18 protein-coding genes and 3 pseudogenes are annotated in these 21,230 nt (G+C 62.6%); 8 read left to right on the plus strand and 13 right to left on the minus strand.

Going from position 1 to position 21,230, the window contains the following annotated elements; translation table 11 throughout:
• Positions 1–25: 25 nt before the first annotated feature.
• The 4 genes and pseudogenes from AC1Z32_RS35190 to AC1Z32_RS35205 all read right to left on the minus strand — a co-directional run.
• A complete protein-coding gene (locus tag AC1Z32_RS35190) occupies positions 26–670 on the minus strand; it encodes a twin-arginine translocation signal domain-containing protein (RefSeq protein WP_483483483.1) in 645 nt (214 codons plus the stop codon).
• A 73-nt stretch (positions 671–743) separates the two neighbouring features.
• Positions 744–1,142 carry a VOC family protein gene (locus tag AC1Z32_RS35195; protein WP_483483484.1) on the minus strand — a complete coding sequence of 133 codons (399 nt, stop codon included), beginning with the start codon at positions 1,140–1,142 and terminating at the stop codon, positions 744–746.
• Positions 1,143–1,414: 272 nt separating this feature from the next.
• Complete coding sequence (locus tag AC1Z32_RS35200; protein WP_483483485.1) at positions 1,415–2,977, minus strand: glycerol-3-phosphate dehydrogenase/oxidase; 1,563 nt, start codon at positions 2,975–2,977, stop codon at positions 1,415–1,417.
• 1 nt (position 2,978) lies between these two features.
• Positions 2,979–3,572 (minus strand): annotated as a pseudogene (locus tag AC1Z32_RS35205) (FGGY-family carbohydrate kinase); the annotation flags it as partial.
• A 3-nt stretch (positions 3,573–3,575) separates the two neighbouring features.
• Here AC1Z32_RS35205 and AC1Z32_RS35210 point away from each other — a divergent pair.
• Positions 3,576–3,812: pseudogene (locus AC1Z32_RS35210) on the plus strand (FGGY family carbohydrate kinase); the annotation flags it as partial.
• 12 nt (positions 3,813–3,824) lie between these two features.
• Here the strand turns inward: AC1Z32_RS35210 and AC1Z32_RS35215 are convergent.
• Positions 3,825–3,956, minus strand: a pseudogene (locus AC1Z32_RS35215) (hypothetical protein); the annotation flags it as partial.
• 22 nt (positions 3,957–3,978) lie between these two features.
• Positions 3,979–4,149: a hypothetical protein gene (locus tag AC1Z32_RS35220; protein WP_483483486.1), complete on the minus strand. Its 171-nt coding sequence runs from the start codon at positions 4,147–4,149 to the stop codon at positions 3,979–3,981.
• Between the two features lie 24 nt (positions 4,150–4,173).
• Here AC1Z32_RS35220 and AC1Z32_RS35225 point away from each other — a divergent pair, with 24 nt between their 5' ends.
• A complete protein-coding gene (locus tag AC1Z32_RS35225; RefSeq protein WP_483483487.1) occupies positions 4,174–4,947 on the plus strand; it encodes a DeoR/GlpR family DNA-binding transcription regulator in 774 nt (257 codons plus the stop codon).
• A 117-nt stretch (positions 4,948–5,064) separates the two neighbouring features.
• Here AC1Z32_RS35225 and AC1Z32_RS35230 read toward each other — a convergent pair whose 3' ends face one another.
• The 6 genes from AC1Z32_RS35230 to AC1Z32_RS35255 all read right to left on the minus strand — a co-directional run bounded on the left by AC1Z32_RS35230 (position 5,065) and on the right by AC1Z32_RS35255 (position 12,820).
• Entirely contained in the window at positions 5,065–5,400 is a 336-nt protein-coding gene (locus tag AC1Z32_RS35230; RefSeq protein WP_483484135.1) for a barstar family protein, read from the minus strand.
• Positions 5,391–5,588, minus strand: coding sequence for a ribonuclease domain-containing protein (locus AC1Z32_RS35235; RefSeq protein ID WP_483484136.1), 198 nt, complete (start codon positions 5,586–5,588; stop codon positions 5,391–5,393). The genes AC1Z32_RS35230 and AC1Z32_RS35235 overlap by 10 nt, the downstream gene beginning before the upstream one ends.
• A 245-nt stretch (positions 5,589–5,833) precedes the next feature.
• Complete coding sequence (locus tag AC1Z32_RS35240) at positions 5,834–6,154, minus strand: hypothetical protein (protein WP_483483488.1); 321 nt, start codon at positions 6,152–6,154, stop codon at positions 5,834–5,836.
• Between the two features lie 2 nt (positions 6,155–6,156).
• Positions 6,157–10,470, minus strand: coding sequence for an RHS repeat-associated core domain-containing protein (locus AC1Z32_RS35245; RefSeq protein ID WP_483483489.1), 4,314 nt, complete (start codon positions 10,468–10,470; stop codon positions 6,157–6,159).
• The gene (locus AC1Z32_RS35250; protein ID WP_483483490.1) at positions 10,470–11,606 is read right to left on the minus strand and encodes a hypothetical protein; all 1,137 of its coding nucleotides are present in this window, start codon (positions 11,604–11,606) and stop codon (positions 10,470–10,472) included. The genes AC1Z32_RS35245 and AC1Z32_RS35250 overlap by 1 nt, the downstream gene beginning before the upstream one ends.
• Before the next feature lie 353 nt (positions 11,607–11,959).
• Complete coding sequence (locus AC1Z32_RS35255) at positions 11,960–12,820, minus strand: class I SAM-dependent methyltransferase (RefSeq protein ID WP_483483491.1); 861 nt, start codon at positions 12,818–12,820, stop codon at positions 11,960–11,962.
• Positions 12,821–12,943: 123 nt separating this feature from the next.
• Here AC1Z32_RS35255 and AC1Z32_RS35260 point away from each other — a divergent pair, with 123 nt between their 5' ends.
• On the plus strand, positions 12,944–13,864 hold the full coding sequence (locus AC1Z32_RS35260) for a DMT family transporter (RefSeq protein ID WP_483483492.1): 921 nt from the start codon (positions 12,944–12,946) through the stop codon (positions 13,862–13,864).
• 4 nt (positions 13,865–13,868) lie between these two features.
• Here the strand turns inward: AC1Z32_RS35260 and AC1Z32_RS35265 are convergent, their stop codons facing one another.
• Positions 13,869–15,617, minus strand: a complete 1,749-nt coding sequence (locus tag AC1Z32_RS35265; RefSeq protein ID WP_483483493.1) for an IlvD/Edd family dehydratase — start codon at positions 15,615–15,617, stop codon at positions 13,869–13,871.
• A 331-nt stretch (positions 15,618–15,948) separates the two neighbouring features.
• Between AC1Z32_RS35265 and AC1Z32_RS35270 the strand changes: the two genes are divergently transcribed.
• From AC1Z32_RS35270 to AC1Z32_RS35290, 5 genes are all read left to right on the plus strand, one after another.
• Positions 15,949–17,058 (plus strand): substrate-binding domain-containing protein, encoded by a 1,110-nt coding sequence (locus AC1Z32_RS35270; protein ID WP_483483494.1) that lies wholly within the window; start codon positions 15,949–15,951, stop codon positions 17,056–17,058.
• The gene (locus tag AC1Z32_RS35275) at positions 17,058–18,068 is read left to right on the plus strand and encodes an ABC transporter permease (RefSeq protein WP_483483495.1); all 1,011 of its coding nucleotides are present in this window, start codon (positions 17,058–17,060) and stop codon (positions 18,066–18,068) included. The genes AC1Z32_RS35270 and AC1Z32_RS35275 overlap by 1 nt, the downstream gene beginning before the upstream one ends.
• On the plus strand, positions 18,068–18,844 hold the full coding sequence (locus tag AC1Z32_RS35280; RefSeq protein WP_483483496.1) for an ATP-binding cassette domain-containing protein: 777 nt from the start codon (positions 18,068–18,070) through the stop codon (positions 18,842–18,844). Before AC1Z32_RS35275 ends, AC1Z32_RS35280 begins: the two co-directional genes overlap by 1 nt.
• 19 nt (positions 18,845–18,863) lie before the next feature.
• Positions 18,864–19,607 (plus strand): FadR/GntR family transcriptional regulator, encoded by a 744-nt coding sequence (locus tag AC1Z32_RS35285; RefSeq protein ID WP_483483497.1) that lies wholly within the window; start codon positions 18,864–18,866, stop codon positions 19,605–19,607.
• Positions 19,608–19,986: 379 nt separating this feature from the next.
• Positions 19,987–21,225 carry a glycoside hydrolase family protein gene (locus tag AC1Z32_RS35290; protein WP_483483498.1) on the plus strand — a complete coding sequence of 413 codons (1,239 nt, stop codon included), beginning with the start codon at positions 19,987–19,989 and terminating at the stop codon, positions 21,223–21,225.
• Positions 21,226–21,230: the final 5 nt, after the last annotated feature.

The following is a 21,230-nucleotide window of genomic DNA, read 5'->3' on the forward strand; positions in this document are numbered from 1 at the left end:
GCTTGTCGCTTGATAGGCACGCTCTTCAACTGTCGGTCGGGATTGGGCCGCTCGCGCTCGCGGGCGGATCGGGCAGCCATGAGAGATTGTTGAAGCCCTGATGCAGATAACCGCCATCGCCCTTCGACGCGCCATAGCCGAAGTGCGCGTAGGCCATCGGGTTGCTGTACAGCGAAACCACCGCGGTGCTGCGGACCGTGCTGAAGAACGGCGTGCCCGCGAGCGCGGCCACGTCCTGTGCCTTGTCGTTCGCGCCGCGCTTGGTCCAGTCGGAGCCGGCTTTGGCATCGAGCTGCGCGACGCCATCGGCGAGTTGCTGACGCACCGCGGGATCGGCTTTCGCCTTGGCGTCGAGATCCTTCACGACGAGCGCATAGACGGCGTCATCGAGCGTCGCATGCGGATAGATCTGCCGCGTGACCTGCAGCAGCACTTCGCCCTGATGCGTGCTCAAGCCCTGCATTTCGAGCGCCCAGACGCGGCTCGGCGCGAGGCTCGCGAAGATCGACGTAGCGGCGATCGTGCCGACGAGCACGCCGGAGCCGCGCAGGAATTCACGCCGCGTCAGCGCGATCCCGGGCGGGGCGGCGGCGATTTCATCATGGTCGTGATGATGTCCATCATCGTGCGCGCGCCGCTGCGCGACGATCGGAATGATCGTGTCTCGCATGTCTCTCTCCTTGTGGGGTGCTGCAACAGCTTATTTATGTGGTCCGGCGTGGTGCCGCCTTGTGCCGCCGTGCTTACTCGTAATGTCCGTGACGTTCGAGGACTTCGATCTTGTAGCCGTCGGGGTCCTGAATGAAGAAGTAACGCGCGATCAGCGAGCCGTCGTCGTTCTTGAACTCGCGCACATCGTTGGGCGTGAGGCCGAGGCCGATCAGACGCTCGCGCTCGGCCTTCACATCGGGCACGCTCACCGCGACGTGGCCGTAGCCGTCGCCATGCGTATACGGCTCGGTGCGCCCCTTGTTCCAGGTGAGCTCGAGCTCGGCATGCGTTTCGTCGTTGCGCAGATACGCGAGCGTGAAGTCCGGAAAGTCCAGCCGATGCGCGACGCCGAGGTCGAATGCCTTCCGATAGAAATCGAGCGAGCGTTGCAGGTCCTGCACGCGAATCATCGTGTGAATGAGCTTTGACATGGGCGCCTCCTCCTTTTGAGAGAAGTGTAGGAAGCCGCGCGCGCAAAGGGTAATGGCCGGTTAAATCCTAGGAGTTGTCCTTAGGGCACGTCCTCCCGGCGCGCCGATGCGCGAAAACGAACATTCAGACGCGAGAACGAAATTATTTGGTTGGCGATTCGCGGAACGGAACGCCACCGTCGGGGCCTTCGCAGTTCGTCGCGATGGTCGGCATCCGGCACGCGTTCTGATGCGGTTGCGGCCGGCGAAGCGCGGTTCGCGCCCTGCCGGCGCTATCGCAGCATCCAGGTTCTCGCGAACGCGTCGAAGCGCGCGGCCTCTTCAGATTGCCACTGCGCGGATTTCCCGAGTTCCTCCGCGATGATCCGCGCGACCTCCGGCGCGGCGCCGCGTGCGGCGGCGGCGTCCAGAAACAGCGCGCGATTGCGCCGCGCCAGCACATCTTCCACACAGCGCGCGAGCTCGGCCCGCACCGCGAAGCGCGTCTGCGCCTCGGTGAGCCCGCTCGCACGCACGAGCACGTTCTCCGCGCCCGGCAACCGTTCGATGAGCGGGGCATCCGAACCGTAATGGCCGTGTTGCTCGGCCGTCGATCCATGCAGCGGCAACGAAGCCGTGCGGCACGGCGCAGCGGGCAGCAGCCGCTTCGTCACGGCGAGATCGATCACCTGCTGCGCCATCAGCCGGTACGTCGTCCACTTGCCGCCCGTCACGGTGATCATGCCGGTCGGATTCATTTCGATCGTATGCTCGCGCGACAGCGACGCGGTCGATGCGCTGCCGTCGCTCTTCACGAGCGGACGAAGGCCGGCCCATACGCTCAGGACATCGTCGCGCGTCGGCTTGACGGACAGATAATCCGCGGCCGTCGCGAGGATGAAGTCGATATCCTCGTCGCTCGCGCGCGGGTCGAGCGGCAGGTCGTCGCGCGGCGTGTCCGTCGTGCCGACGATCGTATGCCCGTGCCACGGCACCACGAAGAGCACGCGGCCGTCCGCCGTCTTCGGCACGAGAATCGCGCTTTCGCTGCGCAGGAAGCGGCCCGGCAAAGTCAGATGCACGCCCTGGCTCGGCGCGACGATCGGGCGGGCGCCCGGCTCGGCCATCGCGCGGATCGAATCGACCCAGACGCCCGTCGCATTGACGACGCAGCGCGCGCTCACCGTGAAGCGGTCGCCGGTTTCGGCGTCTTCCACCATGAGCCGATGATGTCCCGTTGCGCGATCGAGCCCGACGCCGCGCACGACGGCATTGTTCAGCGCGACGCCGCCGAGATCGAACAGCGTGCGCATCAGCGCGATGGCGAGGCGCGCGTCGTCGAACTGGCCGTCGAAATAGAGCGTGCCGCCGCGCAATGCGTGCCCGTGCAGGCTCTCGGCGAGCATCGGCGACCTCGCCCGCGTTTCCGCCAGGCCGAGGCTGCGGCTCGCGCTCAGGTTCAGCGAACCCGCGAGCCAGTCATATAACTTGAGCCCCGCGCCGTACATCAGCTTGTCGCCCAACTTGTAGGCCGGGACGATGAAGCCGAGCGCACGCACCAGATGCGACGCGTTGCGCGCGAGCAGGCCGCGCTCGCGCAGCGCCTCGCGAACGAGCGGGATATTGCCCTGCGCGAGATAGCGCACGCCGCCGTGCACGAGCTTGGTCGCCTTGCTCGACGTGCCCTTCGCGAAGTCGCGGGCCTCCAGCAGCAGGGTTCGATAGCCGCGCGACGCGGCATCGACGGCCGTGCCGAGGCCGCTCGCGCCGCCGCCGATCACGACGACATCGAAGAGCGGCGTCTGATCGACTTCGCGCAGCAGCGCCGCTCGGTGAGGTGGTGTTCTCGTTTGCATGTCAGTCCGTGCAGACAGCGTGATCGGCGGGGCGTTCCCACGCGCGGGTGCGATCGATCGCGCGATGCCATCGCTCGATGTGGGCTTCGCGTTCGTCACGCGGCGTCGCCAGTTCGAAGCGCCGCGCGGGTGGCCATGCGCCCGTGATTTCGTCACGGCTCGACCAGAAGCCCGCTCCGAGCCCCGCGAGACACGCCGCGCCGAGCGCGGTCGTTTCCGTGACCAGCGGGCGCACGACGGGCCGATCGAGCAGGTCGGCCTGGATCTGCATCAGCAGATCGCTCTGCGACGCAATGCCGTCGGTGCGAAGCTCGCTCACGGCGACGCCCGCATCGGCTTCCATCGCATCGAGCGCATCGACCATCTGCAGCGCGATGGCTTCGAGCGCGGCCCTCGCGATATGCGCGCGGTTCGTGCCGCGCGTCATGCCGAGCAGCGTGCCGCGCGCGTACGGGTCCCAATACGGCGCGCCCGGCCCGGCAAATGCGGGCGCGAGCACCACGCCTTCGCTGGATTCGCATTGCGCGGCGAGCGCGTTGATCTGCGCCGCGCTTTCGATGATGCCGAGGCCGTCGCGCAGCCATTGAATGATCGCGCGGCCGCGCGCACCGCGCTCTTCGACATTCGCGCCTGCGAGTGGGACGACGAACTGCTCGCGCTCTTCGATATCCCGCGCGCCGTGCTGCCGGAAGTCGTGCCGTCGAGCGGGGCGATCGCGCATACGGATGCCGCGCTCTTCGGCGCCGCGATACCGTTTACGGGCGTCGCCGGCGATCAGCAGGCCGCGACCTTCGGCCAGGGATGCTTCGAGCCGGGGCTCGTGAAGAACACCTACCTGTTCGACCCAGCCGGGCGACGGATAATGCTGCGCGAACCCCCGCTGCGCGCTGGCGATCACGCTGCCCGAACGGGTGAAGAGCATCGCGCGGGAGCTGGTCGTTTCCTGGTCGAGGGCAAGGATAAAACGTCGCTGGCTCATGCCGCCACTCCGGACAGCCGGTTCAAGTTATGTTCGAAAACGAATCTCGATATTCGTTTTCAATCATCCTAACACCGCGTGCCGATGGCGCAAAGATGGCGGCGATGCCGCCTGCAGTGGCTGCATGAAAGGCGGCGGCGTCGGTCGGGGGCATGTTTTCGTCGTACACTGCGCGCATCGGCAATTTTTTCATTTTTTTGCGATTTCGCTCAACTCGATGACATCCGACCACGCACTCAACGGCAGGCAGCGGGCGCTGCTCGACCGCGTCGCCCGCGACGGCTTCGCGACCATCGACGATCTCGCCGCGCAGTTCCAGGTCACGCCGCAGACCATTCGGCGCGACGTCAACTGGCTGTCCGATCAGAACCTGCTGCGCCGCTACCACGGCGGCGCGAGCGCGCTGACGAGTTCCGAGAACGCCGCCTATGCCGCGCGGCAACAGATGTTTCTCGACGAGAAGCGGCGTATCGCGAAGCTCGTCGCGTCCGAGATTCCGAATCACGCGACGCTCTTCATCAATCTGGGCACGACGACGGAGGAGGTCGCGCGCGCGTTGCGTCAGCACGCGGGGCTGCGCGTCATCACGAACAACCTGAACGTGGCGGCCATTCTCGCGGACGAGTCGGATGCGGAGCTGATGGTCGCGGGCGGCAAGGTGCGCGCGCGGGACAAGGGCGTCGTGGGCGAGCAGGCCGTCGACTTCATCCGGATGTTCAAGGTGGACTTCGGGATCATCGGCATTTCGAGCATCGAGGAGGACGGCACGCTCAGGGATTTCGATATCGCCGAAGTGCGCGTGGCGCAGGCGATCATCGAGCAGTCGCGCACCGTGTTTCTGGTCGCGGATCATTCGAAGTTCGGCCGCGCCGCGCTCGTGAAGCTCGGGCATCTCAGTCAGATCGATGCGCTTTTTACCGATGCGGCGCCGCCGGAGTGGATGGCTGAGGGTCTTGCCGCGGCTGATGTTGCGGTGCGGGTGGCGGGGTAGGGCGCGGAGTTGGAGGCGAAGAGCGTCAGCCGAGGTCGACAAAGCAAAATTCCGATCACGGCAGCGCGTCAACGCGTCGCTACTGAACAAGAGCCTCAGCAAGCTCCATTTCTAAAATCAGCATATGCATAAAAATATTGAAGGCTCCTCCCCAAACATAACGCACCGTTTATTCACATCTTTTATAGATAAAATGAAATCATGGATCAAATCGCCAGGAATTCTATCAAATTCATTGATTTCTAGAATTAAGCTTTCGTCTGGGCAAAGATGAATTGATGTCATTCCGTCTTCCGGGATCCTCAAGCTAGTAAGACAATCCACCAAAGCATTGAAATTATTTCCACAAAAATCCGGGAGGCCGAACAACTCTTTCATCTTTACGTGAAAATCATCCGCCGAGTCGACCCCGGAAAAATCCAAACATAATTTAATAGCATTCCTTATTTCCAACCCGCCAAATCTACTTCCATAAAAGATTGGCAGTGGTCGTGACTGTAATACGCTTTGGCGATGCTCTTGTCTACAACAATACGACATTCGCCGCGGTTTCCTACGCCAGGCGTTCTGACTGTCCACTCTTCGTATAGACCACCTCGATTATTAAGACGTTGATCGTCTGGTGAATTTCTAAAATCAATCTGATGGCCCTATTTATCCTTAATAGCCGCAAATGCCTCTTGCGGAGTCTTGGCGTGATGCGTACATTTCAGTCCGAGCGGATCAGCCCATCAGAATACTTTCGGCGCAAATGATTATTACCGCTGAATGAAACACGGGGCCGCACCAGCGGCTCCGTGTTTCATTCGATCAGCAAGCGACAATATTGAGCACAGACGGGCAACAAATACTGTTGAATGAATTCATTCAACATCAATCTATGTTTTTACCATCTAGATTCCTCTCCATCCTCATCGGAAATAAGTATTTTCGTTTGAGATCGCACCCAATTAAATAGCGACCTCAAATCCATTTCAATACTTGCAGGATGAGCGCTAATTTCAAAAAAAATAAATGTCGCTTTAAAAAATATTCGAACGTCATACTCCCATCGCCCGCGACTATCTTCCTCAATACCACACATGCGATATGCAAGATCCTTCTTATCAAGGAATGTGGGAAGAGATTGAATTTTAGATTCGATCTCATTTTTATTTTGAGCGTACCAATGCACATCAGAAAAATTCAAAATGAATTCAGCAGACATGGCTAATCTCCATGATTTCTCCCTGAAACGGCTGGAAAATCTTTTGGATTTCGAATCCCTATATGGGCCGCGTCTGAGTATTGTGATACAACCGTCACACCATCATCCGCAAGTTCACTAGTTCCTGGCTCCCCATGTTTTCCCACGGATTTGTGTACATGGGCATTATTGACAGCCTTATGCGGTCCAGCATTCTTATTTCCATAGGCATGGATCTGGACCTCTGAACCATCGCCATGCTTCCAACGCTGATTCCTCGGATTTGCCGGGTTTGTCCGCTCAAATCCAGCATCCTTCAATATTTTTTCTATTTCCCCTACTGACTTTCCTTTCAGTGAAGGAAGGTCTCTAACTGCGTCACCGCAAGCAAGCCCAAGAGGATCAGCCCAGCCAAGCGTATTCGGCGCAAACTGATACGGATTGAGGCCTCCGGCGAGTCCAATCGGGTCTTGGCTGATGAAGTTTCCAGTTTGCGGATCGAAGTACCGATGCCGGTTGTAGTGCAGGTTCGACTCATAGTCGTGATACTGCCCCTGCAGCCGAATCGGCTGTTCGATCCCGTGCGCCTCAGCATGGTCAATCCCGCCCGTGACGCCATAGTGTACTTCCCACACGATGTCGCCGTTTTGATCGCGCAGTCGCACCGGCGCGCCGTTTGGATCGTTCTGGTAGTAGTACAGGCGCTTCGCGGTCTCGTTACCCTCTGACGTGGCGATCTGCATCGCCAGTGGCTCGAAGCTGCCCGAGTGATAAGCATAGAACCGCGCGCTGCGTTGCTCATGCGATGCCTGCCGCACCTCACCGGCCATCGCATCGCCATCCCACAGGAACCACGTCCGTGCGCCTTCCTGACGGTGCCGCTTACCTTCGATCCTCACCTCGCCGGCCTGTTTGCCGATACGCCGCCCCAACGCGTCATAACGGTAAGTCCACTGCTCGTTGGACGTGTTCTCGAATCGGCTCAGACGCCCGAATGCGTCCCACGTGAACCGCTGCACGCCAAGTTCGCGATCATGCCGCTCGATGAGTTGCCCCGCCGCATCCAGCCACCAGTGCGCACCCTCCGCGTGCTGCAACTCGCGCCCTTGCGCATGGTCGTGGATAAGCTTGAAGCGATCCCCATGCGCATCGTAGGTCAAGCGCTTCAGGCGCCCGAGCGGATCGGTATGCGCGATGATCCGCCCCAACGGATCGTAGCGGAACCGATCCGCGCCCAAACGGCTGTCACTGCGCTCGATCAGATTGCCGCTCACGTCATAGCGGAAACTGGTCTCATCATCGCGATGGCCCGCACGACGCGTCGCGTGACGGCTCAAGCGGCCCGCGCGATCGTATTCGTATGCGTGTTCGAGGTGGTCGGTGAACTGCGTACCCCTCAAGCGCCCGGCGATGTCCCGCGTGAAGCGGATCGGTTCGTGATCGTCGATCGTGAGCGTTTGCGGCTGGCCCAGCGCGTCGTAGGCATACGCGAGCGTCTGCTCGAAGGCGCTGCCGTCGGCGCGCAGCGTGCGCTTCTGTTCGCTCAGACGGCCCACTGCGTCATAGGCATATGCCAGCGTGCCGGTGGCGTCGTCGTGCTGTTGCGTCTCGGCCGTCAGGCGTCCATCGGCGTCGTAAGCGCGCTCGACCGTGCTGTGCATGTTGCGCGCCTCGGTCAGCTGGCCGCGCTTGTTATAGGCGAACGCTTCGCTTTCGCCGGTGCCTTCGACGGTGCGGCTCGTGATACGTCCGAGCGGATCGCACGTCACCGCCAGCACGTTGCCCAACGGATCGATGCTGCGTGTGAGATGGCCCGCCGGGTTGTACGCATAGCGGCGCGAGCGTCCGTCATAGCCCACTTCTTCAACGAGTCGTCCAGCCGCATCGCGTTTCAGATGCCATGTCTGTCCGAGCGCATTCGTCACGCCGATCAGCCGCTCTTCGGTGTCGTATCGGTAGCGGGTGACGCTGCCGTCCGCCTCAGTCCGGCTCGCCAGGTGGCCTTGGCCGTAGTAGGTGAAACGCGTGACGTGGCCGGCTTCGTCCGTGTATTCGGTGAGGTTGTCTTCGGCGTCGTAGGCGCAGCGCACGTCGCGCGCGCCGGGTAGTATGCAGCTCACGAGCCGACTCTTCGCATCCCAGCGATAAATGGCCGATTCCTCGCCGGGTGCGCGGCGCTCGATCAGATCGCCGCGCGTATTGTGCTTCAGGCGAGTGGCACGTCCCAGCAAATCGGTCACGCCAACGAGATAGCCCAACGCGTCATAGTCGAGCGTGGTGCGTTGCTGCGCCGCATCGCGCACCTGCACGAGCTGACCGCGCGCGTCATAACCGAATTCGGTGACGATGCCCGCAGGCGTCGTCTGCCCGATCAGATTGCCGCGCGCATCCCACGCCTGCCGCCACTGGCCGCCTGCAGGATCGGTGATCACCAGGGGCCGCTGATCGTCGTCGTATTCGGTCGAGACTTCGCTTCGATCCGGCAGTGTCTGCGACACGACGTTGCCGAAGACATCGTAGGTCCACGTTGTCCTGTTGCGTGCCGGATCGACGGCCGAAATGGTGCGACCCAGTCCGTCGTAATGGAAACTCGACGTGCCGCCCAGCGGATCGATCAGCATCACGGGCAGACCGCGTTCATCGGCTTGTAGAAGCGTCACGCCGCCGAGCGAATCGGTGATGCGGGTTTCGTGATGCGTCAGGTCATACTCGAAACGATAGTCGTACAGCCCGCCATCGCCCCACGCATGATCGACGCGCCAAACGCCATCCTCATGCCGCGTGTGGTTGTAGTAGAACGACAGCCCGTTACGGTCCGTGTGACGCACCATCACGTGACTGCCCGCGTACTCGAAGCAGTACGGCACATCGAGCGCATCGTGAACCACGGCCAGACCGCCCTCGTGGTTCTGCACATAACGCACGAGCGGATACTGTTGACCTTGACCGTCGTGCAACGTGATCTCGCCCAGACGGCCTTCGATGCTGCCGACTGTGCAATGCACGACTCGGCCCGTCGGTTGCTCGCCCGCATACTCGATGAACCGCAGCAGCGGCTCGCGAGATGCGCGGTAATAGTCGCTCGCCTGCCACTGAACGCGCCACGCGTTGCCGTTCAGATCGCTGAACCGTTCGAGCCACAGCGCGAGCGGACGTTGCGGGTCGGCGGCCTGCGCGCGCTGCCGCCAATGCGCGGGCAACGGAAAGCGATATTCGATTCCCTCACGCGTGCGCACGACAAACCGTTCGCCGTCACGATACAGCGCATGCCCGCCGATTCCTTCGACGATGCGCGCCAGCCATCCTTCATCGAGCGGTATCTGATCGAAGGCGACCAGCGTATCGGGAAAGCGGACGATGCCACCGAGTGCATCATCGTGTTCGAACAGATCGAGCCGGATGTCGGCGGGCGTGCGCCAGCCATGTCCGGCTAGTCCCGCCTGCATGTCATGGCTCGCGTAGAAGCGATTCCATACCAACGGCAAGCGTCCGCTGACCGTGAAATCGTGCTGCTCAACGATGACTTCACCGGTCACGCCATCGACGGGTTCGCCAAAGGCGCGCTGACAGACGCCTTTGAGAAACTTGCCCCACTTGCCATTGCCGAGGCGATCCTGAATCGCCTTCGATACCTTGCAGAACTTCGGCGGCTTCGACATCGCATGGGCGTTTGCGTGGCGCATGGCCATGCCCGCGAGCGCGGCGATGCTCGGCACCGGCGCGCCGCCGACCAATACCGGACGCGATGCGGGAATCGGCAGCATCAGCGAAGTTGGCAGTGAAGCCGATTTGCGCTTCGTGTGCGCGCTGTTATGCGAGAGTGAGAGCATGCCCGCGAACCAGCAGCTCAGGGCGGGCAGCAACGCGTAGGTCATCGGATCGCCGTTGGCGCGTACGCTGAGGCTGCCGAGAAACGATTCGCTGTCGCCGGAGGGCTTGGGCGCGTCCGGGCCCGTGAACACGCCGCCAATCGGAAAATGCAGGCCGGGCAGATGCAGGGTTTGCGTGCCGGCGGTGGTGCGCATCAGGCCGTTCACATAGATGGGACCGCCACCGCCGCCCGCGGCCATCGAGACAGCCATCGCGCCTGCGCCCACCGCTGCGGCGCCAAGGCTGCGCATGCCCATCTTGATGATGGAGGCCGCGCCCATCGCCATCATGCCCATCGAGACCATGCTGCCGACGCCCTCGGGCAACAGGCTCAGATACTCCGCGGGATCGAGCACCATCCCGACATGCGGATGCGGCAAGGGCAGCGTGATGCCGGCGGGCGTCTGGATCAGGTGAACATCGATGCCGATGACCGGCGTGAGGTGATTTACCGCGAGCAGGGCCATTACGCGTGACGCCTTTGCTCGTCAGCGAAGCGCTGCGTCACTTCTTCGGCAGGTAAGGGTTTGATCGTGTCGGGCCAGTCGTCGCCATAGAGTGCGGTCAGACGTGAGGTCAGTTCGCTTCGCCGCCGATGCAGGATGCCCACATGCCCCAGCATGCGTTGCGCGACCATTTGCAGGTTGCAATTGGCACGCATCGGCGAGGGAATCCACGCGCCTGCATCGAGTGCGCGCAGGCCCGCGTCGATCGTCGGCTCGGCCCGGCTCAGTTGCGCGAAGCATTCGCTGCACATGCGCCAGCCTTCGACGGCGAGCAGGCCATCCTGATCGGTCTCGGCCAGTTGCGCGGCTTCGGTATAGCGTTCGGCTGCGCGGCGAAAGTCGCCTTGCATCCAGTGAACGGAGGCTTCGCCGAACAGACCGTTTATGACGAGCTTGGTGCCTGCGGGATGTTCCACCTGTAGCGCTTGTCGACCGGCTTGCGTGGCGGCTTCATAGGCGGATAGGGCGCGCGCAGAGTCATTCCAATTCAGATAGGCCGCGCCCGCCAGCAGGTGCACGACCACGCTCTGATCGAACCATGCATGCCGTTGCGTGACGGCGAGCGCTTGCGTGCGCAGCGTTTCCAGTCGCGCGGGCGTGCCGTTCGTGATGGTGTCGTTGAGCGCGACGAACAAGCGCCGGAAATCGGCTTCGGGGCCGCGCTCATCGGATTCGGCCACGAGTTCACGCGGCAACGATTCCATGTGATAGCGCGCATGCAGCACGCTCACTTGATGAGGACGCTGCTTCGCCAGCCACGGCAGCGGCTCCGTTTCGGTGCCGATGAGCACGATGCGCAGACGTTCGGCTTGCCATGCATCGCACTCGATCATGCCGAGCAACTGATCGAGCCAGCGCTCGAACTGCGCGGGCTTGCGAATGGATTCAGGTTCGAGGATCAGCACCAGTTCCGGCAACACGTCCGGATGATGGCGCATCAGACTGGCGGTCAGCGCGAGCAGATCGGCTGTCGGGGTTTGGCCTTGGACATCCGGCGCGATGCGCGTTTCGCGTGCGGCCGGGTAGAAGGCAGCGATCTCTTGCGCAAGTGCTAAAGGATATTGATCCGCGTCATCGAAGCGAGATGTCAGTTGCAACACCGCGTTCGACAACTTGTGTTGTCTTTGAATGTAAGCAGCGAGGATGCGCTGATCAGCCTCATTCACTCGCCAGAAAAGTAAGTTGGCCCGTGAATCGCTGCGAAAGCGCAGCCAATCATCATGCACCGCCATCAGGCGACGTTCGACCGGATTGCTGGGATGCCACGACTGCATATCGCTCCTGACGCCTTGCAAGATGAAGGCTCAAGAGCTTGCCGGTCATACGCGCGTCATGGAATGATTAAGTTCTGAAAGACTCAAGGGCTATCGCCGCGGCTCGACAATCGTCAACGTCGAATGCGACACAGTATCTCCAGCACCGCAGCAGATCGATCTAAGGCATCGCAGGCTCACGTGGTCGCCACGAGCAATTCTTCCGCATTCCCCGGCGGACGCAGCCCATCGGTGCGATCGGCGAAGTAGCGTTGCGTCAGATCCGCCGCCGAAACATGGCGCGCTTCCTTGAAGCCCGCATCGAGCGCCAGCGCCTGAATCTCCGCGGGCCTGAAAAAGCTGATGAACGGCGTGCCGCTCGCACGCGCGCCCTTCTCCGCCACCTCCAGTCCGGGACGCACTTCAGGGTCCGCGAGTTCGAGCGGAAGCAGAAACGTCATCGCGAAGATCGATCCCGACGCAAAGCGCGCGACTTCGCGCAACGTGGCCGCGTTCGCTTCCTTCGTGAGATACATGCTGACACCTGTCGAGACCACGATCGCGGGCTTGCTTTCATCGAAGCCATTCATCACGAGTTTCTCGCGCCATGATTCGCCTGCTTCGAAATCCACCGGCACGAAGCGCAGCCAGTCCGGCACGCCATACCCGAGCTCGATGAGACGCCGGCGCTTCCATGCCTGCGGCCCCGGCGGATCGACTTCGAAGATCGTCAGGCGCGATGCGATCTCCGGCCTGCGTTGCGCGAAGCTGTCGAGACCCGCGCCGAGGATGACATATTGCGCCACGCCGCGATCGAGCTGCTCCACGACGAGATCTTCGATGAAGCGCGCCCGCGCAACGATCGATGCACGAAACGGCCGCGTGAACTGCGGGTCCATGTCACCGCGCTCGCGCCAGTTCGCCTCGGGCGCGAGCAACTGGAGACCAATGCTGTCTTCCAGCACATGCGGCGATGCATCGGCTTCGACGTGCAACGCGCGCCACATCGCGACACGCGCGGCCGTGCTGTCGGGTACTGCATTCGTCTTGTCGTTCATGAATCAATGTCCAGGCTAAATCCGGCAATGTCTCACACTTCGTCAAGCTCGTCCCGAACACTACAATCAGGTACTTTCGCTGCACAAGCCAACGAACAGGCAAACGAGCACGAGGACGCGAACATGGCGCAAGCGCCGCACATCGACCGCAACGAACAAGAAGGCAAAAGCGAACGACGCTGGCTCACGACCGGCGGCCCTTTCGTGTTTCTGCTGCTCTGGTCCGCAGGGTTTCCGATAGCGAAGACCGGGCTGCACTACGCATCGCCGCTCACGTTTCTGTCGATACGCTTCGCATTGAGCGTCGGCGTGCTGCTTGCCGTGTGCGTGGTCAAGCGCCCGCAATGGCCGCGCAATGCGCGCGCATGGCTTCATCTCGTCGTCGTCGGCTTTCTCGTGCAGGTGATGTACTTCGGGCTCAGCTATCTGTCGATGACCGCGGGCATCGCCACGTCCGTGCTCGCGTTGATCGTCTCCCTGCAGCCGATTCTCGTCGGCGTGCTCGCGCCGAAGTTCATCGGCGAGCGGATCGGCGCGCGGCGCTGGACCGGCCTGCTGCTGGGTCTCGCGGGCGCGGCGGGCGTGATCGTCGCGCGCGGGCCGCTGCATGCCGAGTCGCTCGGGCCGGTGTTGCTCGCGATCGGCGCGCTCATCGGCATCACGGGCGCGATGCTCTATGAAAAGCGTCTGGGCACGGCGCAAGACCCGCTGACATCGAATCTCGTGCAATACAGTGTCGGCTTCGTGTTCTGCGCGCCGATGGCGCTGCTCTTCGAGCACACGCAAGTGCAATGGACGCCGACGCTCATCGCGACGCTCGCGTATCTTGTCATCGGCAATTCGCTGATCGCCATCACGCTGCTGCTCGCCATGACGCGCGCGGGGAAGGTGTCGCAAGTGGCGTCGCTGTTCTTCTTCGTGCCGCCCGCGGCCGCCGTGCTGTCCTACGTGTTCCTTGGCGAAGTGCTGCCGGCAGCCGCATGGTGGGCGATGGGCGTCGCGGTGCTCGGCGTCGCGATCGCCACGTGGACGCCGCGCAAATGATGCGTCAATGCGAATGCTTTGGCACGTCCGCGCCGCGGCAGCCGACGAGAAAGTCGAAGTCGCATCCTTCATCGGCTTGCAGAACGTGCTCGACATAGAGCTTGCGATAGCCAGTGCGATCCTCGGGAATCTCGGTGCGCGCCTCGGCCCATGCATCGAGGCGCGCGCGAATTTCATCGTCGCCGATATCGATGCGCAGCAAGCCCTTGTCGCAATCGAGCTCGATCCAGTCGCCATCGCGCACGATCGCAAGCGGCCCGCCCGCGCGCGCCTCGGGCGCGACATGCAGCACGACGGTGCCATACGCCGTGCCGCTCATGCGCGCATCCGACACGCGCACCATGTCCGTCACGCCTTGCGCGAGCAGCTTCGGCGGCAGGCCCATGTTGCCGACTTCCGCCATGCCCGGATAACCTTTCGGCCCGCAGTTCTTCATCACGAGCACGGAGTCCTTCGTGACATCGAGATCGGGATCGCCGATGCGTTGCTTGTAGTCGTCGAAGTTCTCGAAGACGACCGCGCGGCCGCGATGCTTCAAAAGCGCCGCCGTCGCCGCCGACGGCTTCAGCACCGCGCCGCTGGGCGCGAGATTGCCGCGAAGCACGCACAATCCGCCATCCGCGACGAGCGGCTTCTCGATCGGGCGGATCACTTCGTCGTTATAAAGCGGCGCGTCCTTCACGTTGTCCCAGAGCGTGCGGCCGTTGGCGGTGAGCGCATCCGGATGCGGGATCAGGTTCGCTTCGCCGAGACGCCGCAGCACCGCGGGCAAGCCGCCTGCGTAGTAAAACTCTTCCATCAGGAAGCGCCCGGAAGGTTGCAGGTCGACGAGCGTCGGCGTGCCACGTCCGATGCGCGTCCAGTCGTCGAGTTCGAGCTTCACGCCAATGCGCCCCGCGATCGCCTTCAGATGGATCGCCGCATTGGTCGAGCCGCCGATCGCCGCGTTGGTGCGGATCGCATTCTCGAACGCCTCGCGCGTGAGCAGCTTCGATAGACGCAGGTCTTCCAGCGCCATCTCGACGATGCGCATGCCCGACAGATGCGCGAGCACGTAACGGCGCGAATCGACGGCGGGAATCGCCGCATTGTGCGGCAGCGTGACGCCGAGCGATTCGGCCATGCACGCCATCGTCGATGCGGTGCCCATCGTGTTGCAGGTGCCCGTCGAGCGCGACATGCCCGCTTCCGCCGACATGAACTCATGTATCGAGATCTTGCCCGCCTTCACCTGCTCGCTCAGTTGCCACACGACCGTGCCCGAGCCGATGTCGCGCCCTTCGTGCTTGCCGTTCAGCATCGGACCGCCGGAGACGACAATCGCCGGCACATCGCAGCTCGCCGCGCCCATCAGGAGCGCGGGCGTGGTCTTGTCGCAACCGACGAGCAGCACGACCGCATCGACGGGATTGCCGCGTATCGCTTCCTCGACGTCCATGCTCGCGAGATTGCGCGTGAACATCGCGGTGGGCCGCAGGTTCGACTCGCCGTTCGAGAACACAGGGAACTCCACCGGAAATCCGCCCGCTTCGAACACGCCGCGCTTCACGTGCTCGGCGAGCTTGCGGAAGTGCGAATTGCACGGCGTTAGTTCGGACCACGTATTACATATGCCGATGACCGGCTTGCCCGCGAACTCATGGTCCGGAATGCCCTGATTCTTCATCCAGCTTCGATACATGAAGCCGTTCTTGTCGGCGGTGCCGAACCATGCAGCCGAACGAAGCTTGCGTTTGGATTCAGGAGCGCTCATGGCTTTGCTCACTGTGTGAGAAAAACCTATAAATAGCATGACTATATGGAGGGCACGTACCGGGAAAACGCTAATCGAAACGTCAAAACGTCATGCATATAGTTTGTCTATTGAAGTCGACGCGCGGACTTCGCATATCCCAATTACTAGTTCAAAACGCCGCGCTTTCGAATCGCCCCTCTCGCACACTGCTCGCATCGTCATCTGTCGCGCCTGCTTCTTTCGTTCAGGAAAGCCGCGTGAGAATGACGTGCCGTGAAAACCCAGTATCTGAACGTGATCGACGACGAGTCGACCCCATCGACCAACGAAGAAGAGACCGGAGGAAGACATGGCGCAGAATCGGGATGACGATGCAAAAGACGGCGGCAGCCTCATCAGTTCGGGCCGGCGCGGCCTCATGCAGGGCGCGGGGCTGGGCGCCGCACTGTCGCTCCTGGGCGGCGTGGCGGGCGGAGGCGGCCTGATCTCGACCGCGCAGGCGGCCGAAGCGGCGTTTCCGCAGCACAAGAAATGGAAGATCGTCTTCGTCAATCACGTAACGACGAATCCGTTCTTCGTGCCGACGCAATACGGCATTCAGGACGCGTGCGCGATGTTCGGCATGGACTATCAATGGACCGGCTCGGCCACGTCCGATGCGGGCGAAATGGTGCGCGCGGTGAACTCCGCGATCGCCGCGAAAGCCGATGCGATCGCCGTGCCGATAGTCGATCCGAACGCGTTCGACAAGCCGATTCAGGCCGCGCTCGACGCGGGCATCCCGGTATTCGCTTACAACGCGGACGCGCCGCGCGGCAAGAGCAATCCGCGGCTCGCGTATATCGGCCAGGATTTGTATCTGTCGGGCTATCAGATGGGCGAGCGCATCGCGAGCCTGATCGACAGCGGCATGGTCGCGCTTTTCATCGCGACGCCGGGGCAGTTGAACATCCAGCCGCGTCTCGACGGCGCGAGCGATGCGATCAAGAAGTCGGGCAAGAAGATCGACATTCAGACCGTGGCGACCGGCGCGACCGTCAACGAAGAGCTTTCGAAGATCAAGTCGTTCTATCTCGGCCATCAGGACCTGAAAGGCATGTTCGCCGTCGATGCGGGCAGCACGCAGGGCGTCGCGCAGGTAATGAAGGAATCGAACCTGCCGTCCAAGGGCGTGCACGGAGGCGGCTTCGATCTGCTGCCGCAGACCATCCAGCTCATTCACGAAGGTTTCCTCGATTTCACCATAGACCAGCAGCCGTACGTGCAGGGCTTCTACACGGTGATGGAGGCGTTCGTGTTTCTCGCGTCGGGCGGGCTCGTCGGGCCGGCGAACATCAACACGGGTCTCAAGTTCGTGACGAAGGAGACCGTCGAGCCCTACCTCAATACATCGACGCGTTATGAAGGCAAGACCACCAAGCCGCAAATCGTGCCGATGAAAGGCGCGATCAAGTCCTGATGAACACGGTGAACGAACCTCGTAAAGCAGCGGCGCCCGCGCGGATCGACAATCCGCGCGGCGCGTGGGTGTCGCACTGGGCGCCGGAGTTGCGCATCCTGCTCGTCGCCGTGCTGCTCGCGGCGTACTTTCAGTTCGTCAATCACGACTTCCTGCTCAGCAACGCGAGCCTCGTCAATCTCTCTCAGTACGTCGCGCCGGTCGCGATCATCGCGTTCGGCGAGATCATGCTGATGATCGGTGGCGATATCGATCTGTCGGCGGGCATGGTGTTCGCGTTCGCGCCGTTCATGATGGTGTTCGCGAACGATGCGGGCGCGCCGATGTGGCTCGCAGTGGTCGCGGGACTCGTCGCCGCCGCGATCATCGGCTTCGTGAACGGGGCGGTGACGGTGTACTTGCGTCTGCCGTCCTTCGTGACGACGCTCGGCACGCTCTTTCTCATCAACGGCATCACGCTGACCGTCTCGCGCGGCACACCCGCCGCGACGCCCGGCTCGCCCGGGTTCGCGGCGGTGATGGGCTCCTGGGGCTACAGTGAAATCATCTGGACGGTGGCGATCGCGTTCGTGATGCACGTGCTGTTACGGCACACGCGCTGGGGCCTGCATACGCAGGCGGCGGGCGCGAACCCGCTCGGCGCGAGTGAAGCGGGCATCCACGTGAACCGGCTGCGGCTCGGCAACTTCGTTCTCGCCGCCGTGCTCGCGGGCTTCACCGGCATACTCGAAAGCTTTCGCATCACGTCGATCGATCCGCAAGCGGGCGGTAACCAGATCATGTTCCTCGCCGTCGCCGCCGCCGTGATCGGCGGCACGCCGTTGACGGGCGGCTCGGGCACGATCGTCGGCGGCTTGCTCGGCGCGGCGGTGCTCGGCATTCTGAGCGACGGCTTCACGCTCATTGGCATCAACGCGTTCACGTTCAATATCATTCTCGGCGCCGCGATTCTCGCCGCGATGATCTTCAATATCCATGTTGGGCGCATTCGCCGCCGGGGAGCACGGTGATGAACGATCTCGCTCTACGCGGCGACAACCTCGTGAAGCGTTTCGGCGCCGTGACCGCGCTCGATGGCGTCTCGCTCACGCTCGGCAAAGGCGAGATTCTCGGCATTCTCGGCGACAACGGCGCGGGCAAATCGACGCTCGTGAAAATCCTCACGGGCTTTCATCAGCAGACGAGCGGCACGCTGCGCGTGCACGGCGAGGAGACGCTCCTCAAGTCGGTCGATCATGCGCGCGCGCTCGGCATCGAATGCGTGTATCAGGATCTCGCGCTCGCGAATTCGCTGTCGATCTATCACAACATGTTTCTCAATCGCGAGATCGTGCGGCGCGGGCCCGCCCGCCTATTGCGGCTCGTCGATCACAAGCAGATGCGCGAGCGCGCCGCGCAATGTCTCGACGATATCGGCGTGCACGTGCCTTCGGTCGATCTTCCCGTCGAGCGTTTATCGGGCGGGCAGCGTCAGGCCATCGCGGTCGCGCGCGCGGTGCATTCGAATGCGAAGATCCTGCTGCTCGACGAACCGCTCGCCGCGATGGGCGCGCGCGAGGCCGCGCTCATCATCGATCTCGTGATGCGCCTGAAGGAGAAAGGCGGGCTCTCGATCATCATGATCATGCACAACTATGCGCAAACGCTCGATATCGCGGATCGCATCATGTTGATGCAGCGCGGCCGCGTGACGTACGAGCAGCGCAGCGCGAATACGTCGGTCGCGGAGTTGATGGATATCGTGAGGCGGGAATATCGGGCGATGCGCGCGACGACCGCAAACTAGACGTCGTTCGAGCCGCATCATGGATTACCGCAACCCCAGGCAACGCAAGAGCATGCACGGACGCATCGTGCAGGAGCTCGGCATGCGGATCGTGAGCGGCGGCATCAGGCCGGGCGAGCGTCTGCCCGCCGAACCCACGCTCTGCGAAACCTATGGCGTGAGCCGTCCGGTGCTGCGCGAAGCGACGCGCGTGCTCGCCGCGAAGGGGCTCGTCGTGTCGAAGCCGCGCGTGGGCAGCGTCGTGCGCGCGCGCGACGAATGGCACATGCTCGACCCCGATGTGCTCGTGTGGACCATCAGCCATCTTCCCGAAGGCGAGTTCTTCCGCTCGCTGATGACGGTGCGCCAGATCATCGAGCCCGCCGCCGCCGCGCTCGCGGCCATCTCCGCCAGCGACGAGGACATCGCGCGCATCGGCGCCGCCTATGAACGCATGGAAAGCGCGAAAACCGCCGCCGATCTGCTCGACCCCGATCTGGCGTTTCATCGCGCGATCATGACGGCGACGCACAACGACATGCTCGCGTATATCGGCAACATGCTGTCGCTCGCACTTACCGAATCGATCAAGCTCACGAGCCGTCATCCGAACACGCACGCGCTGTCGCTGCCGCGTCACAAGGCGATCTTCACGGCGATCGCGAACCGCGACGCGCTCGCGGCGCGTCAGGCGAGTGTCGTGCAGCTCGACAACGCGCGCGCCGACGCCAACTCGATCCTCGGCGGCGCCGCGCTGGAGCCGGATCGGCCGCTTTCGGGGTAAGAATTCCCGAATCGCCCCACTGGTAACGTTTGCTCGCGCAAGAAGCGCTCAAGTCCCGCCCCTCCCTGCCGTAAACCCTATTGAGACCGGCTTCCACGCGGTCTTCTCTTCACCCCTTGCCTCCGGCGGCACCGTCCTCTGCACGGCTCACGGGGTTCTTTCGACGAGCATTCCACACGTCCTTGCGCTTTTCGCGGGATGAAGGTCCGTCATCGGTCCGCCCGTCTTCCTCGGGTGACTCGCGGAACGTGCGCCTACTTCGTGGACTTGAAAATTTAGCCATTTAGTAGTGCGCATCGACATGATGAACCTGAGTCGCGCCGGCAAGCCGGCTTTCCAACTTTCGCGTTCCTTCAAGGCCGCCATGCTTGCGGCCTCGATGAGCGTCTTGCTTGCGGCATGCGGCGGCGGTGGCGGTGGCAGTGACGGAGCGAGCAGCGGATCGTCCACCGACGCCGCGCGTAACGGCAGCGCATCCGCTTCCGCCGTGTCCGTTACGACGACGACTTCTCCCACGTCCGACAACGGAACTTCGAAGACGACGACGAGCCCCGCTTCTTCCGACACCGGCCTTGTGAGCGTACCGTCGAACAGTGCGAACAGTGCGAACAGCCCGGTCATCAACGCCGGCAACTCCGCACCGGCAAGCGGCGCGTCCACGCCCGCCGCCGGCACGATCGCCCCGTCTCAGCCTGCGCGGCTCTTCTACGGCGTGAACGGCCACAACAACGAAGGCGGCGCCTACGACATCTCCAGTCCCGTCCTGCAGCTTTCGCAATTGCAGGATCTCGGCGCGAAGCTCTATCGCAATGAGGTGTATAGCGCGGGCACCGCCAACAAGCTCGCGGGCATCGCGCAGACAATGGCGGCCGGCGGCGTCACCGTGTATCCGGTGATGCTCATGAACATCGACACGTTCAACGACGAAACCGACGGCTATAACGCCGGCTTCGCGCTCGGGCAACAGACCGCGACCTCGCGGCGCTATCCGTATTACGAGGTCACGAACGAGATGGAATCGGAGATACTCACCGGCAATGTCGACGGCGTCTATCCGCAGCAATACGATCTCATGAAGTTCAGGATCTTGCGCGGCGTGATTCGCGGCATGATCGCGGGCATCAAGTCCGTCGATACGTCGGGCAAGATCATCATGGGCGGCGGAACGTGGCTGCATTACGGCTTCGCGCAGATGCTCGCGGCGGGCATGGAGCCGGACAGCAGCATCGGTCATCCGGTCGTCGACTGGGACATCACCGCGTGGCACTGGTACTCGGAACAGGGCGACATCACGAATGCGTGCGGCGGCACCGGATGTCATAACGTCCTCGCCGCGCTCCACGCGCTCGGCAAGCCGATCTGGATCAACGAGTTCGGCGTGCGCCCGAACTACGGCACCGATCAGCAGATCGCGGCGTATCTCGTCGGCAACACGATGATGGCGCAGTTCGTCGCGCTCGCATCGACGTATGACATCGAGTCGATTCAGGCTTACGAGCTTTACGACGACGATCCCGTCCACGGCGAAGGCGCATTCGGCCTTCTGAAATTCGACGGCCTCACGCCGAAGCCCGCATACAGCGCGTTCAAGAGCTTCGTCGCGGCGCATCCGATGTAAGCGGC

This window comes from Caballeronia sp. 11_S32, assembly GCF_056930355.1.